17 protein-coding genes are annotated in these 16,211 nt (G+C 38.0%); 12 read left to right on the top strand and 5 right to left on the bottom strand.

The genetic code is table 11. From position 1 onward, the window contains the following. A complete protein-coding gene (locus tag LB465_RS01195) occupies positions 1-867 on the top strand; it encodes a hypothetical protein (RefSeq protein ID WP_224466074.1) in 867 nt (288 codons plus the stop codon). Here the strand turns inward: LB465_RS01195 and LB465_RS01190 are convergent. Next, positions 861-2,135, bottom strand: a complete 1,275-nt coding sequence (locus tag LB465_RS01190; protein WP_224466073.1) for a replication-associated recombination protein A — start codon at positions 2,133-2,135, stop codon at positions 861-863. The genes LB465_RS01195 and LB465_RS01190 overlap by 7 nt on opposite strands. 85 nt (positions 2,136-2,220) lie before the next feature. Here LB465_RS01190 and LB465_RS01185 point away from each other — a divergent pair, with 85 nt between their 5' ends. Then, the gene (locus LB465_RS01185) at positions 2,221-2,970 is read left to right on the top strand and encodes a rhomboid family intramembrane serine protease (RefSeq protein WP_224466071.1); all 750 of its coding nucleotides are present in this window, start codon (positions 2,221-2,223) and stop codon (positions 2,968-2,970) included. A gap of 23 nt (positions 2,971-2,993) precedes the next feature. On the opposite strand, the gene rlmB is transcribed toward LB465_RS01185, so the two are convergent. The 4 genes from rlmB to LB465_RS01165 form a co-directional block, all read right to left on the bottom strand. After that, complete coding sequence (gene rlmB / locus LB465_RS01180; protein WP_224466069.1) at positions 2,994-3,734, bottom strand: 23S rRNA (guanosine(2251)-2'-O)-methyltransferase RlmB; 741 nt, start codon at positions 3,732-3,734, stop codon at positions 2,994-2,996. 96 nt (positions 3,735-3,830) lie between these two features. Next, a complete protein-coding gene (locus LB465_RS01175; protein ID WP_224466068.1) occupies positions 3,831-4,541 on the bottom strand; it encodes a hypothetical protein in 711 nt (236 codons plus the stop codon). Between the two features lie 35 nt (positions 4,542-4,576). Continuing rightward, positions 4,577-6,013 (bottom strand): SusD/RagB family nutrient-binding outer membrane lipoprotein, encoded by a 1,437-nt coding sequence (locus LB465_RS01170; protein ID WP_224466066.1) that lies wholly within the window; start codon positions 6,011-6,013, stop codon positions 4,577-4,579. Between the two features lie 11 nt (positions 6,014-6,024). After that, positions 6,025-9,243: a SusC/RagA family TonB-linked outer membrane protein gene (locus LB465_RS01165; protein ID WP_224466064.1), complete on the bottom strand. Its 3,219-nt coding sequence runs from the start codon at positions 9,241-9,243 to the stop codon at positions 6,025-6,027. A gap of 419 nt (positions 9,244-9,662) precedes the next feature. Here LB465_RS01165 and rpsL point away from each other — a divergent pair, with 419 nt between their 5' ends. From rpsL to rplV, 10 genes are all read left to right on the top strand, one after another. Continuing rightward, positions 9,663-10,037 carry a 30S ribosomal protein S12 gene (rpsL, locus tag LB465_RS01160; RefSeq protein ID WP_037319203.1) on the top strand — a complete coding sequence of 125 codons (375 nt, stop codon included), beginning with the start codon at positions 9,663-9,665 and terminating at the stop codon, positions 10,035-10,037. Positions 10,038-10,060: 23 nt separating this feature from the next. Then, positions 10,061-10,537, top strand: a complete 477-nt coding sequence (gene rpsG, locus LB465_RS01155; protein ID WP_079712953.1) for a 30S ribosomal protein S7 — start codon at positions 10,061-10,063, stop codon at positions 10,535-10,537. Between the two features lie 5 nt (positions 10,538-10,542). Further along, positions 10,543-12,651, top strand: a complete 2,109-nt coding sequence (gene fusA, locus LB465_RS01150; RefSeq protein ID WP_224466063.1) for an elongation factor G — start codon at positions 10,543-10,545, stop codon at positions 12,649-12,651. A gap of 10 nt (positions 12,652-12,661) precedes the next feature. Then, complete coding sequence (gene rpsJ, locus LB465_RS01145) at positions 12,662-12,967, top strand: 30S ribosomal protein S10 (protein WP_037319211.1); 306 nt, start codon at positions 12,662-12,664, stop codon at positions 12,965-12,967. A gap of 164 nt (positions 12,968-13,131) precedes the next feature. After that, on the top strand, positions 13,132-13,743 hold the full coding sequence (gene rplC / locus LB465_RS01140; RefSeq protein ID WP_224466061.1) for a 50S ribosomal protein L3: 612 nt from the start codon (positions 13,132-13,134) through the stop codon (positions 13,741-13,743). Beyond that, positions 13,743-14,372, top strand: a complete 630-nt coding sequence (gene rplD / locus LB465_RS01135; protein WP_224466060.1) for a 50S ribosomal protein L4 — start codon at positions 13,743-13,745, stop codon at positions 14,370-14,372. The genes rplC and rplD overlap by 1 nt, the downstream gene beginning before the upstream one ends. Before the next feature lie 5 nt (positions 14,373-14,377). Then, positions 14,378-14,668: a 50S ribosomal protein L23 gene (gene rplW, locus LB465_RS01130; RefSeq protein WP_075324952.1), complete on the top strand. Its 291-nt coding sequence runs from the start codon at positions 14,378-14,380 to the stop codon at positions 14,666-14,668. 9 nt (positions 14,669-14,677) lie between these two features. Next, a complete protein-coding gene (rplB, locus tag LB465_RS01125) occupies positions 14,678-15,505 on the top strand; it encodes a 50S ribosomal protein L2 (protein WP_224466059.1) in 828 nt (275 codons plus the stop codon). A gap of 6 nt (positions 15,506-15,511) precedes the next feature. Further along, positions 15,512-15,790: a 30S ribosomal protein S19 gene (gene rpsS, locus LB465_RS01120; RefSeq protein ID WP_057482232.1), complete on the top strand. Its 279-nt coding sequence runs from the start codon at positions 15,512-15,514 to the stop codon at positions 15,788-15,790. A gap of 8 nt (positions 15,791-15,798) precedes the next feature. After that, positions 15,799-16,206 carry a 50S ribosomal protein L22 gene (gene rplV, locus LB465_RS01115; RefSeq protein WP_057482231.1) on the top strand — a complete coding sequence of 136 codons (408 nt, stop codon included), beginning with the start codon at positions 15,799-15,801 and terminating at the stop codon, positions 16,204-16,206. The last annotated feature ends 5 nt before the right edge of the window (positions 16,207-16,211 follow it).

Here is a 16,211-nt window from a genome sequence, read left to right as displayed (position 1 = left end):
ATGAAAAATATAATTTTTATACTCACCTTCTTTATAGGAACGGTATCAATGCTTGCTCAAGATCTCGATCAATATAAATATGTGATCGTTCCTGAAGAGTTTGAACTTTCTAAAGAAAAAAATCAATATCAATTAAATGCGCTTACCAAATTCCTCTTTGAGAAGTATGGTTTTGAAGCCTTAATGAGAAATGAAGAAAAGCCTGCAGATCTTCTGGAGAATTATTGTTTAGGTCTTGCCGCTAAAGTGAAAGATAATTCTGGTTTGTTTGTTACTAAATTGGTGGTTCAGTTGGAAGACTGTCGCGGTAATATTGTTTTTGAAACCAAAGAGGGGAGAAGTAGGATAAAAGAGTTTAAAGCAGCACATCACGAAGCTTTGCGGGATGCCTTTAGTGATATTGAAGAATTGAATTACGAATTTAACCCTGGTGAGGTTTCAGCTCCTGCACCTTCAAGTGATGGGCAGCCGGCAGTTACAGAAAATGCTGAAATAGCGCAGGCCGAACCGGAAACCCGGGCTCCTGAAGCTTCCGATGACGTTAAAACTCCTGTTACGGCTCCGGCTGAAGTGGTAGTTGAAAACCCAATGATAGATAACGCTTCAGTAAAAGAATTAAATTTTGAAAAAGATGGTTCTGCTTATTTCCTCGAAAAGTCCAATTCAGGATATTCATTTTTTCAGGAAAATTCTGAAGAACCATTTGCCGTACTGGTGAAATCGGGAAATGATGATAGTTTTATATACAAATCGCTAACCCGCCAGGGCGTTGCCTTTTTTGATGAAGGTGGCAATTTGGTGGTAGAATATCTAAACCAGGAAAATAACTCAGTAAAGCAGGTTTATAAAGCTTCGGCCAATCAATAATTATACTTGGTTTTCCAGCGTTTTTTTAGAAATTCCCGCTGCGCATTTTCCCTGGGATTATTCCCGGGATCATAAAACTTAGTGCTTTTTAATTCGTCGGGTAAAAATTCGGCTTCAACAAAATTGTTTTCGTGGTTATGGGCATATTTATAATCTTTTCCGTAGCCAATATCTTTCATTAATTTGGTAGGAGCATTTCTAATCGATAGAGGTACCGAGAGATTTCCTGTCTTTTTAACTGCACTTTGCGCCTGGTTAATCGCCATATAAGCTGCATTGCTTTTAGGTGAAGTGGCCAGGTAAGTCACGCATTGACTCAAGACAATTCTGGCTTCGGGAAAACCAATAGTAGTCACCGCCTGGAAAGTGCTATTTGCGATAACCAGGGCAGTTGGATTGGCATTTCCTATATCTTCACTAGCTAAAATTAATAACCTACGAGCGATAAATTTGACATCTTCCCCGCCTTCTATCATTCTTGCAAGCCAGTAAACTGCAGCGTTGGGATCACTGCCGCGAATAGATTTTATAAATGCCGAAATAATATCGTAATGCTGTTCGCCGGCTTTGTCGTAAAGTACCGTGTTTTGTTGAACCCTGTTAAAAACGAGTTCGTTGGTGATTTCCAGGTCACCTTCAGAAGAAGTAACTAAAAGTTCAAAAATATTAAGCAATTTTCTGGCATCGCCACCACTTAATCTAAGTAAGGCTTCGGTTTCCTTTAGTTTTATATTTTTTGAAGCAATAATTTTATCTTCCCGCATCGCCCTTTCCAAAAGCGCAACTAAGTCTTCTTTGCTGAAGGGTTTTAAAATATAAACCTGGCAACGGGAAAGTAAAGCAGAAATAACTTCAAAACTGGGGTTTTCGGTAGTTGCACCAATAAGAGTAACCCAGCCTTTTTCTACTGCACCTAAAAGTGAATCCTGCTGCGATTTGCTGAACCGATGAATCTCATCTATAAACAGGATAGGATTTTTAGTAGTAAACAAACCATCGCTTTTCTTTGCTTTTTCTATCACGTCGCGAACATCTTTCACGCCGCTGCTAATAGCGCTTAGCGTAAAGAAAGGCCTATCTGAAGTTGAGGCGATAATATTTGCCAAAGTAGTTTTACCCACTCCCGGAGGTCCCCAGAAGATTATCGAAGGAATAATACCCTGTTTGAGCTGTTGCCGTAATGCTCCTTTTGGACCAATAAGGTGTTGTTGACTTAAATAATCGTCTAAAGTTTGTGGTCTTAATCGTTCTGCTAATGGTTTGCTCATCTGACAAAATTAGTAATTTGAATAACACTTTGTCATCTATTAACAAATGGATTCTTTTTTGTAATATTAAAAGAAACTAATTCTTTTGAAACAGTCCAGTCCATTTGTTTTTACCACAGGCGTTTTGGGATATCCCATCCTCTTTGTGCTGCTTATTTGGATCGTTTTTTGGTTTGAAATTCGCTTTGGGATTAGTTTTAACAATTTTGGTGTGCGCCCGGGAGAAGTTAAAGGTTTGCGGGGCATTTTATTTTCGCCATTTATTCACGGAGATATAAAGCATTTATTTAATAATACGATTCCGCTTTTCGTGCTTTCTATGTCTCTTTTTTATTTCTACAGAAAGATTAGCTGGCCGGTACTTATTATTGGTTTATTACTTACCGGAATTCTAACATGGAGTATTGGACGACCTGCTAACCATATTGGAGCAAGTGGCATTATTTATATGCTTGCCGCTTTCTTATTTTTCAAAGGAATTTTCTCCAAATATTATAGACTGGTAGCACTTTCATTAATTGTAGTTTTTCTATATGGTGGAATGCTGTGGTATGTTACTCCCATTAACCCTGAAATTTCCTGGGAAGGACACCTTTCTGGTTTAATTTCCGGATTCGTTTTATCTATTATTTACCGGAAAAATAGTATTAAATCTCCCAAATATGAATGGGAAAAACCGGAATATAAGGAAGAGGAAGATTTATTTATGCAGCATTTTGATGAAAAGGGGAATTTCATCGAAAGACGTTTTGAAGTAGAGGAAGAAGAGACCGAAGAAAACTCAGGAATCTCTTATCGCTATTTTTATAAAAAATCAGAGGAAAAGAAAGAATAAATCTTCAATTCATTCTCTCGCTTTTAAGAGCTTTGTCTTTGTCTTATCGCTTCATATAAAAATACTCCACAGGCTACTGAAACATTTAAAGATTCAATTTTTCCAAACATTGGAAGTTTAGCTTTCTTATCTACACTTTTTAAAATTGAATTTGAAACTCCTTTTGCTTCGTTACCCATAACTATCGCTGAAGGCTTATTAAAATCAACATCATAAACGGTATCATCTGTTTTTTCGGTAGCGGCTACAAGTTGTACGCCTGAAGATTGTAAATAGAAAACAGCATCCTTTATATGATTTACTTTTACAATGGGAAGATTGAAAACTCCGCCGGCCGATGTTTTAACGGTATCGGCATTTAATGGTGCGCCTCCTTTTTCTGGAATAATTATGGCGTCAACACCGGTGCATTCTGCGGTTCTTATAATTGCTCCAAAATTACGCACATCGGTAATCTGGTCCAGCAATAGGAAAAGGGGAGTGGTCTTTTCTACGAGAATCTTCTCGATGGTTTCTTCAAGATTTCCAAATTTAATTGGGGAGATAGTAGCTACCACGCCCTGGTGATTTCCTTTGGAAAGTTTATGAAGCTTTTCTTCAGGAACAAAGGAAATATTATAATTGCCTTTTTGAATAAGATGATTTAACTCCATAAATAAAGGTCCTGAGAGGCCTTTTTGTATGTAAACCTTATCTATACTTTTTCCTCCCTGAATTGCTTCTATAACAGCTCTAATTCCAAAAATACGCGTAGTTTCTTCCATACGGCAAAGGTATGGTTTGTGGTTAAATTTAATAAACTTTATGCATAAAAAAACCACCCATATTGGGTGGCTTTTTCAATATTAAAAGGAAGAGATTTAATTGTCGTCTTCTTCAAGAACTAGGATTTCACCTTCTGCACCTTCGGTTAAATCACCGCGTGTAGCAGTAAATTGGTAGAAAATAACATCACCAACTTCCAGGTTAAGACCACTATAATCAATATCACCCATACTAACGCTTCCGCTTTCAGTGTTAAGATCTGTAACAATTTCAGTATACTCACCATCTTCTCCGTTTTTGATCCAAAGACTTACTTCGTCTATTGGAGCAGAAGTAGTGCTAACACTATACTCTAACTCAACGTCATCTAACATATTGATTGGAGCTTCTTCTGGATTATCGTCTCCAAGAGCTACAGCTTTGCCTATATTAATTGTTGCTGGATCATCAGAAACTTGACCATTAGATAGCATAGTTTTAACTCTTACCGGAAATGAATCTCCTGCTTCAAAATCTCCAAGATCTGAAGCATTAAAAGTTGCTATATCACCAGAAATATCAGCAGTACTTATAACGCTACCGTCATGAACAATTTCTACTGATTCTATAGTAACACCTTCAGCTGTAAATAATCCGATGCTTAAGTCTTGATCAAAGTCAAAAACTGTAAGGCTTCGGGTTTGTAGGTGAGCATAGCCGCCTACCTCCCGGTTGTCATCTCTATATCCGTTATCATCTGGTTCACAAGATGATAAGCCAACTACTGCAATTAAACAGAAGCTTATATATTTAAAAATGTTTTTCATTTTATATTTTTTAAAGTTATTGTTCAAATTACCAATTACTCTTCGTCCCAGAATATAGGAGTTAGTTGATCATCCCCGCCAATAGCATCTGAAGCTGAGCTCCAGTTAGCATTGTTTAAGTTTTGCTCGTTAATTGGGTAGGTGTAACGTAACGGTACCTCATTCCCAGAATCTTCTGGCAGGTTGAATTCTGGAGCATCAAATCTTCTCCAAACATTCCATCCTTGAAATGGGTTGTCGTACATAGCTAACCAGAACTGAGTTGCTAATTGCTCTTCAGAGCCATTGTATGCAACATCACCATCTGAAAGGTAATCTTCAATTTCTTCTTCAGAAACATTCCAGTATTCCATTGAAGCAGTAATTGCAGCTTCGTAATGTTCTTCAGCAGTACCGCCTACAGAATAATTATTATCATCGCTTGCAGCATCTGCAAGAAGGAATCTAACTTCTGCGTAGTCCATAAGGATACCTGGATGGGTTGGCTCTCTAAAAGCGTCTCCTACGTGTGTATAATTCTGGAAAGAATTACTTCCTCCATAAACACCACCAACGTATTCACCGCTGCTTAAATTTGTATCCAAATAAGCTGATCTTCTAGGATCTTCTAATTCGTTTAATACATCTACAACTGTGTTGGCTGAAACATAATCTGAACGTCCACTCTGTACCAAATCTTCCCAAAGAGGGTTAGTGTTTGGAGGTGCCGATTGAAACTCTAAAGTTGCATTATCTGCATTGCTTTCAAATACTCCATTAGCATAAGCTTGTTCAGCAGCATCTTTTGAGAGTGTTTGAAAACCCTCAGCATCTGAAATTTGCATTGCTAATCTTAATTGAAGCGAATTTGCAAATTTCTCCCATTTAGACATATCTCCATCGTATAGTACATCCGCACCAGAAAAGCCCTGTCCTGCACTTAGGTTTGAACTTGCAGTACCTATTCTGGAAATCAAATTTTCGTAAATAGTTGCTGCATCGTCGTAAGCAGGTGTAATATTTTCTGAGCCGCTTAAGGCTTCAGAATAAGGAATATCGCCAAAAGTATCAACAAGTACTTGCCAGGCGTAAACTTGTAAAACTTCAATCTGTGCAATTCTCGCAGTTCTATCACCTTCACTAAGCGTTTCATCGTCCTGAACTTTTTCTTTAGCATCATCTAGATTGTAAATAACCCATCTATACAATCTATTCCAGTGATTTTGAGGAATACCTCGGTTGGTCAAATTATAGTTAGGTTCATCTAAGTAGGTAGTAGCTGTCCAGTATTGTGCTATAAACCTAAAAATGTTTATGTTCACGTTGGGACTGGCCATATGGCTACTTAAATCTACCGTAGCACTGGTAAACAAGAAGTCTGCAGCTACATCTGTCGGATTTTTTGGATCTCTGTTGAGATCTTCATATTGCTCATCTGTTTGGCAAGACCAAAGTGTTGTCAGAGCAATAAAAGTTAATATATATTTTTTCATTTTAATATTTATTAAAAGTTAAGTTTAAGACTTGCGCCAATTTCTCTAAAGGTAGGGTATGCACCAGATTGGTATCCCTGAACGTTACCTGCACTAAGTCCAGCTTCAGGATCTGAATATGGAATGTTCTTATGAATAATCCAAAGGTTTCTACCAATTAATGAAACAGAAGCTCTGGTAAATGGTAGTCTGTCTATCATTTCTTCTCCAAAAGCGTACGTTAGGTTAGCCTCTCTAAGTTTTACGAAAGAAGCATCGTAAACATGACCCGCATTTGCATCTCTCGCATATCCATAAGGATTTGCGTAAGTAGAGAAGTCTGCTCTTGTACTATTAGGTTCTCCATTTTCATTAACTCCCGGAAGTACAATACCTCCGCCATTAGCTAGTGAATTTCTCATTGGGTTACCTAGGTCGTTTGTTCCAACTGACTGGTCGTAAACACCTGTGGCGTAACCATACCAGGTATCAAGAGAAAATATATCTCCACCTTTTTGAATATCAATCAGAAAGCCTAAGCTCAGATTTTTGTATTGGAAGGTGTTTTGAATACCACCGGTCCAATCTGGCAGGATGTTACCAATAATGTTGTTAGAGTTTGGAGTTGTTAAATAGTACCCATTAGATCCTACAGTTTTGTTACCATTGTCATCATAGATATAATCAGTACCCCTAATTGTTCCATAAGGTTCTCCTGGTGTCGCGTTAATAGAAATACCACCTTGTAAACTAGCTAGCTCCAGGTTATCAATATCCTGAGCAAGGTTTAAAACTTCACTTCGGTTTCTAGCCCAGTTAACAGTCATATTCCAGTTAAAATCTTCAGATCTTATCGGGTTTAAACGTAAAGAAACTTCAACACCCTTGTTTTCAATTGTACCTGCGTTAAAGAAAACAGAAGTAAAGCCAGAAGCCATTGATACCGGTACCGGTGTAATTTGGTCTTCGGTTTGAGAATTGTAATAAGATAAATCAAAGCCAATTCTTCTATCAAGGAAGTTTGCTTCAACACCCACTTCGTATGATTTAGTTCTTTCAGGACTAAGGTTCGCATTATTAAGTGTTGCTTGGTTTCCAGCAACCCCTGCGCCACCAAAAGGAGTGCTTAGTACATATGTGTTTAGAACGCTATATGGAGCAGCATCGTTACCTACTTCTGCGTAGTTTGCTCTTAATTTTGCGAAGTTTAACCAATCGGCTTCAACAATGTTAGAAAGTAATACACTTGTAGAGATAGATGGATAATAGAAGGTATTGTTCTCTGCCGGCAAGGTAGAAGAACGGTCTCTTCTTACAGTTCCTTCAATATAATAAGTATCTAAGTAACCTAAACTAGCTCTTGCGTAAATACCATCAATCATTCTGGTAGCATCGTACTCATCTGGAGGATTGATTGGGTCAACACTATTGCTTAGTGCATAGAAACCTGGGGCGTTAAGACCGCCGTTAGTTGAGGCTCTAATAGAACTGTTATCATTTCTCCTTAGGTTCCAACCTAAATTACCGTCCAGGTTTAAACCATCAGTAATATCTTTATTGAAATTTAAAATAAGGTCGTAGTTGTATTCTGCAGCTCTACCATTATAACGAGAGTAACCTGAAACCCCAGAACTACCAACATTTCTTCTTTCTTCCTGTAACTCGTCAAAAGTATCAAACGAAAAACGTCCTACTACACTAAATACATCATTGATTTCGTAGTTAAGGTTAAAATTACCAAAATACCTGTTACGGGTATCTGTCTGGAAGTTTTCATAACGCGTCCAGTATGGGTTATCCATATAGATTGGAGTTCTATTAGTTGGACTATTAGGATTCCATGTAATATTCTGCCCTGTTTGCAGGTAAGCTTCCCTTTGTTCGTAGATATCTACGTTAGTTTGGAACCATTGGCGGAAGGACTGCATTGGGTTTTCTGAATCGTAACCTGTTCCATATCTTCCTTTACCATCTGTTTTTGTATAGGTAATGTTGGCTCCGGCACTGAAATTATCTGTAAATTCGTGGCTACCACTAAATTTAATGTTATTTCTTTTTATTCTACTATTTGGTAGGTTACCCTGGTTGTTTAAATTGGTGACCCCCAATCTAAAAGTACTGGTTTCATTACCACCGCTTAAAGCAACAGAGTTAATTGCAGTATAGCCTCTTTCCCAAATGTCATTGGGAGTATTTTCGGCTGCTTGCCACGGGGTGGCTTGTTGATAAGTGTCTAATTGAGGATAAATAGAATTCCATTGGTATATTGGTTGTCCGTCAAAAGCAGCACCAAAAGAAGCATCCTCAGTAAATGGTGTAAATGGAGTATTCGAATCAAAACCGTCAGGAAGATCTAAGTTTCCGTAGGTATTGAAAAATGGAGTATCATAATATGGTCCATAACCAGCTCCATATTGGTCCTGGTAAACAGGAAGTGTATTATCATCAACCGAAGAAGTCATAAACGTAGAATTGATAGAAATACCAATTCCTTTTTGTTTAGAACCTTTTTTAGTTTCAATAATAATTGCGCCGTTTGCAGCTCTTGCTCCATATAGAGCAGTTGCAGCAGCACCCTTTAAAACGTTGATAGATTCAATGTCATTAGGGTTAATGTCTGAAGCTGCGTTACCGTAATCGTAACCACCGCGTCCAGCTTGTTGATCAGCAGTGTTAGGAGTGTTGTTACTAATAGGAGTACCATCAATTACGAAAAGTGCCTGGTTGTTTCCGGTTAAGGAAGCATTACCACGAATTACGACATTGGTAGAACCACCCATTGTACCTGAACCTTTAATTGAAAGTCCAGCTACTTTACCAGAAAGCGAATTCATGAAGTTTTGGGTTGGTACATCTGAAACTTCAGCACCTTGAACCTCCTGGGTTGCATAACCTAAAGATTTCTTTTCCCGCTGTATACCTAGAGCGGTAACAACTACTGCATCTAATTGAGCAGAGTCTGTAGTTAAAGTAACATCTATTGTGTCATTATTAGCTACAGTGTAATCTGCTGTTTCCATTCCAACGAAAGAATATACCAAAACATCGCCCTGATTGGCTGTTATGGAGTAATTTCCGTCAAAATCAGTTTGGGTACCAGTGTTGGTTCCCTGAATCAAAACGGTCACACCCGGAAGGGGCAACCCGTCTTCATCGACTACCGTACCGGTAATCGTTCGTTCTTGTGCAAAAGTAATTTGCACAGCTAACACTAATAATAGTGTTAGAATACTACTAAACTTTGTTCTCATTTTTAAATTTGTTTGAATTAGCCAACGCCAAAAGTGCTAATAAATGGTTAATAAAACAAACTTTTGTTTTTAAAAATACACTCCATTTTTAAGGAATTGTTAATATTTGTGCATAGAACGGTTAGAGTCAGAAGGTAACGAGTATTCGGCAAAATGTTAAAAGATTAGAAAATTATCGTGATTTAGCTTCAAAGTTTGGTTAAAATACAAAAATGCTATTTTGCATCGGATTTAGTGCCAGTTTTAAAATGAATGGTTTGTATTGGTTTTGTGCCTCGTAATAGAGTGTGTTTTTTACCTTTTAGATTATCCTTCTGAAAATTAATCCATTATAGTTTGATAAATTTGTTTTTATTTCTACATTTGCAAACCCTAAAAAACAGGGGATTAAATTTATTAATAATTAGGTAAAAGAAATTATGCCAACAATTTCACAATTAGTACGAAAAGGAAGAGCCCAGATAACCAAGAAGAGTAAATCGGCTGCTTTGGATTCGTGCCCTCAAAGAAGAGGAGTATGCACACGTGTGTATACTACTACACCTAAGAAACCAAACTCGGCTATGCGTAAAGTAGCAAGGGTAAGGTTGACTAATGGAAAAGAAGTTAACGCTTATATTCCAGGTGAGGGTCACAATCTACAAGAGCACTCGATAGTATTGGTTAGAGGCGGAAGGGTAAAAGATTTGCCAGGTGTTAGATATCACATTGTTCGCGGTGCATTAGATACTGCGGGTGTTGAAGGAAGAAGCCAGCGTAGATCTAAATACGGAGCAAAACGCCCTAAGAAGTAATTAAAAACTTTTAATGTAAAGAAATGAGAAAAAGACAGGCCAAAAAAAGACCGCTTTTACCAGATCCAAAATTTAACGATCAGCTTGTAACACGTTTTGTGAACATGATGATGTGGGATGGTAAAAAATCGGTAGCCTTTAAGATCTTCTATGATTCAATCGCAATTATAGAAGAGAAGAAACAAGACGACGAAAAAACCGGTTTGGAAATTTGGAAAGACGCTCTTTCTAATGTTATGCCTCACGTTGAAGTTAGAAGTAGACGAGTTGGAGGTGCAACCTTTCAAATCCCAATGCAAATAAGACCAGATAGAAAAGTATCAACTGCTATGAAGTGGTTAATTTCTTTTGCGCGTAAGAGGAACGAAAAATCTATGGCGCAGAAATTAGCTTCTGAAGTTCTTGCTGCTGCCAAAGAAGAAGGTGCTGCAGTAAAAAGAAGAGTTGATACTCATAAAATGGCTGAAGCTAACAAAGCATTCTCTCACTTTAGATTCTAAGAAAAATGGCACAAAGAGATTTAAAATTTACCAGAAATATAGGAATTGCAGCTCACATTGATGCGGGTAAAACCACAACAACAGAGCGTATCCTGTATTACACAGGGATAAGCCACAAAATAGGAGAAGTGCATGATGGTGCAGCTACTATGGACTGGATGGAGCAGGAGCAGGAAAGAGGTATTACTATTACTTCTGCGGCTACACACTGTAAATGGATGTATAAAGATCAGGAGTTCACGGTGAATATTATCGATACACCTGGTCACGTTGATTTTACTGTAGAGGTAGAACGTTCTTTACGTGTTCTTGATGGTGTGGTTGCATTGTTTAGTGCTGTAGATGGTGTTGAGCCGCAATCTGAAACCGTTTGGAGACAGGCTGATAAATATAAAGTACCACGTTTAGGATTTGTAAATAAAATGGACCGTCAGGGAGCTGACTTCTTTAATGTGTGTAAGCAGGTTAGAGAAATGCTTGGTGGAAACCCTGTGCCATTGCAAGTTCCTATTGGTGATGAAATAGACTTTAAAGGAGTTGTTGATCTTATTTCCAAAAAAGCAATTATTTGGAATGATGAAGATCACGGGATGACCTATGATACCATAGATATTCCTGAAGAACTTATGGAAGATGTGAATAAATACAGAACTCAGCTTGTAGAAGCTGTAGCCGAGTATGATGAAGCATTGATGGAAAAGTTCTTTGAAGATGAAGATTCAATTACTGAAGATGAGATTATTGCTGCCCTTAGAGCTGCAACCATAGATATGTCTATCATTCCTATGATGTGTGGTTCTGCCTTTAAAAATAAAGGTGTGCAGGCAATGCTTGATGCAGTAATGAGATATATGCCTTCTCCAGTAGATGTTGAAGCTATTATAGGTTTAAATCCTGATACTAATGAAGAGGAAAGTAGAAAGCCACACGTTGACTCTCCTTTCTCTGCATTGGCATTTAAAATTGCTACGGATCCTTTCGTAGGTCGTTTGGCATTTTTCCGTGTATATTCAGGAGCTTTAGATGCGGGGTCTTACGTTTTAAACAACAGATCTGGTAAAAAAGAACGTATTTCTCGTATTTATCAAATGCACTCTAATAAACAAGAGCCTATAGATAGAATTGAAGCAGGAGATATTGGTGCAGCTGTTGGTTTTAAAGATATTAAAACCGGAGATACACTTACTAATGAGAAAAACCCAATCGTTCTTGAGTCTATGACTTTCCCTGAGCCAGTAATTGGTATCGCGGTAGAGCCTAAGACAAAAGCTGATGTTGATAAAATGGGTATGGCTTTAGCTAAATTAGCTGAAGAGGATCCAACGTTCCAGGTTAAGACTGATGAAATTTCAGGACAAACTATTATCTCTGGTATGGGAGAACTTCATATTGAAATTCTTGTAGACCGTTTAAAGAGAGAATTTAAAGTTGAAGTGAACGAAGGTCAGCCTCAGGTTGAATACAAAGAAACAGTAACTAAAACTGCAGATCATAGAGAGGTTTATAAAAAGCAATCTGGTGGTCGTGGTAAATTTGCTGATATCGTTTTTGAGATGGGACCTGTAGACGAGGACTTTGAAGGAAAAGGGCTTCAGTTTGTAGACCAGATCAAAGGTGGACGTATTCCTAAAGAATTTGTTCCTTCAGTAGAAAAAGGTTTTAAGGAAGCTATGAAAAATGGGCCACTGGCTGGTTTCCTAATGGATACCTTAAAGGTGATCCTTAAGGATGGATCTTTCCACCCTGTAGATTCCGATCAACTTTCTTTCGAATTGGCTGCTAAAATGGGTTACAAAGCCGCTGCTAAAAAGGCCGGTGCTGTAGTTCTTGAGCCAATTATGAAAATTGAAGTAGTTACTCCAGAAGAAAATATGGGTGATATTGTTGGTGACTTGAACCGAAGAAGAGGTCAGGTAAACAGCATGTCAGACAGGTCTGGAGCTAAGATTATTAAAGCAGAAGTGCCTTTAGCTGAAATGTTTGGTTATGTAACAACATTAAGAACATTATCTTCTGGTAGAGCAACTTCAACTATGGAATTTTCTCACTATGCTGAAACTCCTTCTAATATTTCAGAAGAAGTAATTAAAGCGGCAAAGGGTACAAACGAATAATATTAGGAAAATGAGTCAGAAAATAAGAATAAAACTAAAATCCTACGATCATAACCTGGTAGATAAATCTGCAGAGAAGATCGTGAAGACTGTAAAAACTACAGGTGCAGTGGTAACAGGACCAATTCCTTTGCCTACTCACAAAAAACTTTTTACCGTTTTACGTTCTCCTCACGTAAACAAAAAAGCTAGAGAGCAATTTCAATTAAGCTCTTATAAAAGGCTTTTAGATATCTACAGTTCTTCTTCAAAGACGATTGATGCGTTGATGAAGCTTGAACTACCTAGTGGGGTTGAAGTAGAGATTAAAGTATAAGTCATCTTCGCGAAGGCGGAGATCTTAAAAGATTCTCACCTTAGTGAGAATAACATGTCCCGAGCAGTTGGCGAGGGAAAAACGGAAGAAAGATACATTCAGGGCGAAAGTATTTTTCTGCCCTGAATTTTTTTAAATAAATAAGTAATAATCAAAAATTAATTATGTCTGGGTTAATAGGAAAAAAAATAGGCATGACCAGTATTTTTGACGAGAATGGGAAAAATGTTCCCTGTACCGTTATAGAAGCAGGTCCATGCGTAGTTACCCAAGTCAGAACCACAGAGGTTGACGGGTATGAGGCACTTCAAGTTGGTTTCGATGACAAAAAGACTGCAAACAAAGCTGCTGAAGGGCACGCTAAAAAAGCAGGAAGCGTTGCAAAACGTAAAGTCGTTGAATTCAAAGGATTTGAAGCAGATTATAAATTAGGTGATGCTATCACGGTAGAGCACTTTAGCGAAGGGGAATTTGTAGATATTGCAGGTGCTTCTAAAGGTAAAGGCTTTCAAGGTGTTGTAAAAAGACACAACTTTGGTGGTGTGGGTCAGGCGACTCACGGTCAGCATAACCGTTTAAGAGCTCCGGGTTCTATTGGTGCAGCGTCTTACCCTGCACGGGTTTTCAAAGGAATGAAAATGGCCGGTAGAATGGGTGGAGAGAGAGTTAAAGTAGAAAACCTGAGAGTTTTAAAAGTGGTGGCAGATAAAAACCTTTTAGTAGTAAAAGGATGTGTGCCAGGTCACAAAAACTCATACGTAATCATTAGCAAGTAATGGAAGTAGCAGTTTTAGATATAAAAGGAAAAGAAACAGGCAGAAAAGCAAAGCTTTCTGACTCTGTTTTCGCTATAGAGCCAAACGATCACGCTGTTTATCTTGATGTTAAGCAATATTTAGCTAATCAGCGCCAGGGAACCCACAAAGCTAAAGAAAGAGCTGAGATTGTTGGGAGTACCCGTAAGATCAAAAAGCAAAAAGGTACCGGTACAGCGCGTGCAGGTAGCATTAAGTCACCTATTTTTAAAGGTGGTGGACGTGTTTTTGGACCAAGACCAAGAAACTACAGTTTTAAATTGAATAAAAATTTAAAACGTTTGGCTAGAAAATCGGCTTTATCAATAAAAGCAAAAGGAGAATCAATTTTTGTAATTGAAGACTTTTCTTTTGATGCGCCGAAGACAAAAAGTATGATAGATGTTTTGAAAGCCCTTGGTATTCAGGACAAAAAATCACTTATAGTGTTGGGTGACTCAAATAAAAATGTATATTTGTCGTCACGTAATTTGAAAGGACTTGAGGTTGTAAATTCCTCAGAATTAAGTACTTATGGAATTCTTAATGCTAAGAATATCGTATTGCTTGAAGGTTCTTTAGAAGGAATTGAGTCGAATTTAAGTAAATAAGCCTTATGAGTATCTTGATAAAACCAATTATTACAGAAAAAGCCACCGGAGACAGCGAGTTGAATAACCGTTTTTCTTTCGTGGTAGACAATAAGGCGAATAAGATTGAAATTAAGAATGCAGTAGAAGCTGCTTACGGAGTTTCAGTAGAAAAAGTTCGTACCATAAATGTCCGTCCAGATCGTAAAACCAGATATACAAAATCTGGTATGATCACTGGTAAAACCAAAGCTTTTAAAAAGGCGTTGGTACAGGTGACGGAAGGTGAAACTATTGATTTATACAGTAATCTTTAAGATTAAAAAATGTCAGTTAGAAAATTAAAACCAATCACCCCTGGTCAGCGTTTTAGAGTAGTTAATGGTTTTGACGCCATTACTACTGATAAGCCGGAGAAGAGTTTAATAGCTCCGTTAAAAAAATCAGGTGGGAGAAACAGTCAGGGAAAAATGACTATCCGCTACAAAGGTGGAGGTCATAAAAGACGTTACAGAATTGTAGACTTTAAACGCGACAAGCATGGTATTCCTGCTACTGTTGCGAGTATAGAATATGATCCTAATAGAACTGCCTTTATCGCATTGTTGAATTACCAGGATGGTGAGAAACGATACGTTATTGCTCAAAATGGGTTGCAGGTAGGTCAAAATATTGTGTCAAGTACAGAATCTGCTGCTCCAGAAATTGGAAATGCAATGCCGTTATCAAGTATTCCGCTTGGTACTGTGGTTTCTTGTATAGAGTTAAGAGCCGGTCAAGGTGCTGTAATGGCAAGAAGTGCTGGAGCTTTTGCTCAATTATTGGCAAGAGAAGGAAAGTATGCAACCGTGAAACTACCTTCAGGAGAAATTAGAAGAGTGTTATCTACTTGTATGGCGACAATTGGAGCTGTATCAAATAGTGATCACCAACTTCAGGTTTCTGGTAAGGCTGGTAGAAAACGTTGGTTGGGTATTAGACCAAGAACAAGACCAGTAGCGATGAACCCTGTAGATCACCCAATGGGTGGTGGTGAAGGAAGAGCTTCCGGTGGTCACCCACGTTCAAGAAAAGGTTTACCTGCTAAAGGTTTCAAAACCCGTTCAAGAACAAAAGCGAGTAATAAATATATTGTAGAACGTAGAAAGAAATAATAAGATATGGCACGTTCATTAAAAAAAGGACCTTACGTTCACTATAAGTTAGATAAGAAAGTTGCTCAAAATGTTGAGTCTGGAAAAAAAGCCGTGATCAAGACTTGGTCTAGAGCTTCAATGATTACTCCAGATTTCGTAGGGCAAACTATCGCTGTTCATAACGGGAAACAATTTGTACCTGTATATGTAACAGAGAACATGGTAGGGCATAAATTAGGAGAATTTTCACCAACACGTTCCTTTAGAGGGCATTCTGGTGCAAAAAATAAAGGTAAAAGATAATTGAAGCTATGGGAGTTCGTAAAAGAGAAAGAGCAGAGCAGATAAAAGAGGCCAAAAAACAGGTAGCTTTTGCAAAGTTGAATAACTGCCCTACTTCACCTAGAAAAATGCGCTTAGTTGCGGATTTAGTAAGAGGTGAGAAAGTAGAAAAGGCGCTTCAAATATTAAAATTCAGTTCAAAAGAAGCTTCTGGACGTTTAGAGAAATTATTGCTTTCAGCAATAGCCAACTGGCAATCTAAAAACGAAGAGGCCAATATTGAAGAAGCTGAATTGTTTGTAAAAGAAATCCGTGTAGATGGAGGAGCGATGCTTAAAAGGCTACGTCCTGCACCACAGGGCCGCGCACATAGAATTAGAAAGAGATCCAACCACGTTACTTTGGTGCTTGGAGAAAACAATAATACACAAAGCTAAGTAGA

It is taken from the genome of Salegentibacter lacus, assembly GCF_020164555.1.
Classification (GTDB): domain Bacteria; phylum Bacteroidota; class Bacteroidia; order Flavobacteriales; family Flavobacteriaceae; genus Salegentibacter; species Salegentibacter lacus.
Note: the sequence above shows the minus strand (reverse complement) of the source record. Positions and strands in the feature narration are given on the sequence as shown.

Bases quoted from the DNA above. Each gene is read 5' to 3' on its own strand.
- rplB (WP_224466059.1), top strand. From the start codon at position 14,678: ATGTCAGTTAGAAAATTAAAACCAATCACCCCTGGTCAGCGTTTTAGA.
- rpsJ (WP_037319211.1), top strand. From the start codon at position 12,662: ATGAGTCAGAAAATAAGAATAAAACTAAAATCCTACGATCATAACCTG.
- rplD (WP_224466060.1), top strand. From the start codon at position 13,743: ATGGAAGTAGCAGTTTTAGATATAAAAGGAAAAGAAACAGGCAGAAAA.
- LB465_RS01170 (WP_224466066.1), bottom strand. From the start codon at position 6,013: ATGAAAAAATATATATTAACTTTTATTGCTCTGACAACACTTTGGTCT.
- rplV (WP_057482231.1), top strand. From the start codon at position 15,799: ATGGGAGTTCGTAAAAGAGAAAGAGCAGAGCAGATAAAAGAGGCCAAA.
- LB465_RS01165 (WP_224466064.1), bottom strand. From the start codon at position 9,243: ATGAGAACAAAGTTTAGTAGTATTCTAACACTATTATTAGTGTTAGCT.
- fusA (WP_224466063.1), top strand. From the start codon at position 10,543: ATGGCACAAAGAGATTTAAAATTTACCAGAAATATAGGAATTGCAGCT.
- rpsL (WP_037319203.1), top strand. From the start codon at position 9,663: ATGCCAACAATTTCACAATTAGTACGAAAAGGAAGAGCCCAGATAACC.
- rplW (WP_075324952.1), top strand. From the start codon at position 14,378: ATGAGTATCTTGATAAAACCAATTATTACAGAAAAAGCCACCGGAGAC.
- LB465_RS01195 (WP_224466074.1), top strand. From the start codon at position 1: ATGAAAAATATAATTTTTATACTCACCTTCTTTATAGGAACGGTATCA.
- rpsG (WP_079712953.1), top strand. From the start codon at position 10,061: ATGAGAAAAAGACAGGCCAAAAAAAGACCGCTTTTACCAGATCCAAAA.
- LB465_RS01175 (WP_224466068.1), bottom strand. From the start codon at position 4,541: ATGAAAAACATTTTTAAATATATAAGCTTCTGTTTAATTGCAGTAGTT.
- rlmB (WP_224466069.1), bottom strand. From the start codon at position 3,734: ATGGAAGAAACTACGCGTATTTTTGGAATTAGAGCTGTTATAGAAGCA.
- LB465_RS01190 (WP_224466073.1), bottom strand. From the start codon at position 2,135: ATGAGCAAACCATTAGCAGAACGATTAAGACCACAAACTTTAGACGAT.
- rplC (WP_224466061.1), top strand. From the start codon at position 13,132: ATGTCTGGGTTAATAGGAAAAAAAATAGGCATGACCAGTATTTTTGAC.
- rpsS (WP_057482232.1), top strand. From the start codon at position 15,512: ATGGCACGTTCATTAAAAAAAGGACCTTACGTTCACTATAAGTTAGAT.